The sequence below is a fragment of the Corynebacterium sp. HMSC077D03 genome, assembly GCF_001808545.1.
GTDB classification, from domain to species: Bacteria; Actinomycetota; Actinomycetes; order Mycobacteriales; family Mycobacteriaceae; genus Corynebacterium; species Corynebacterium simulans.
In genome coordinates this window covers 1-1,205 of the sequence record NZ_KV793685.1, presented here as the reverse complement: position 1 = coordinate 1,205, position 1,205 = coordinate 1, and the positions used below count along the sequence as shown (strand labels likewise).

The window sequence follows — 1,205 nt, the reverse complement described above, 5'->3', positions numbered from 1 at the left end:
CGACGTGTCCACTTTCCGGGGGCCAGGCCCACACTTCCGTAAACGGGGTATCTGGTAAGTCACGCATCATGGGCGCTTCATCAGCATCAAACAACTCTTTACGGGTTATCCCATCGGGCCTAGGCATATTCATGTTGATGTCGTCGACGCGCTGGGCGATAGCCTCATTGAGTTCATCAAGACTGTAGAAGGTGATCCCATCGAAGTAGCCGAGGATGCGCGAGTAGACGAGTTGGACGGCGCGTTCCACAGCGGCCTTATCCCGAGGTTTTCCAGGTCGGGCCGGTACGAGCAGGATGTCGTAGTAGTCGGCGAAGTCCGCGTAGCGTTGTTGAATGCGCCGGCCGGGCTTGTTCTTCACCGGCCGATAAGTCGCGGTCGGTGCGTTGTCAGGAACGATGATGCCAGGGCATTTACCGAGGTAGTCTAAGGCTTTCACATGGCAGGAAATCCAGTTGTCCATCTTCTCGTTAGCTGTTGCTGTCACAAACAACAGTGAAGAATAGGGGCAGATGGCCACGAATAAGCTGGCTTTCATGCCGACTTCACCGATGGCCTTGTCAATGATGGAAACCTTGTCGCCGGCCCAGTCGACATAGAGTTCCTGGCCTGGCTCGTGTTCGATAATCGAGGTCATTCCAGTGGTGCGGATGTGGGTGCGCAGGCGTTCGCAAAACTGGGAGTACTGATACTTCGACTCGCCTTCACCGACAGGTGCAGCAACGTAGTCCAGCCAGAGCTTGTGGCGGGTCAAGTGCTTGTTATTGGCTAGTCGCTTGGCGAGCTTTTCGAAGTCTGGCTGGTCGTAGCGCTTGCGACGGGCCCCGCGATGGTCGCTGAAGTGCTCGTCGAAGAATGATGGATCCAGCTGAGCAAACGACTCCTTGGTGATGCTCAGGTCCGCAATCAGTGTCTTGGTTTTGGCAATATCCCGGTTGGAACATCCCAACGCCGCAGAGATGGCAGCATAGCTTCCCCCGTCCAAACACATCGCCATGATGTCTTTGAAGTTGGCCATGAAAGGCCCTCCTTAAGGTCATGAAAGGTGATGACGCGCCGGCACAAGTTGTGCCAACGCCACCTATACAATGACCGAAAACAGAGAGCCCTACCATCTATCCGGAAAACCCCGACCAACTACGCGGATTGCCCCTACCAACTACGCCGAAACGGCAGCGGATAACGCCCTAGCAGAATCTTTTAAC

1 protein-coding gene is annotated in these 1,205 nt (G+C 55.2%); it reads right to left on the bottom strand.

Annotated features, from left to right (window positions below):
* The coding region (gene istA, locus HMPREF2888_RS13075; RefSeq protein WP_141744817.1) for an IS21 family transposase at positions 1–1,018 on the bottom strand (1,018 nt) is incomplete at its 3' end.
* Positions 1,019–1,205 lie beyond the last annotated feature (187 nt).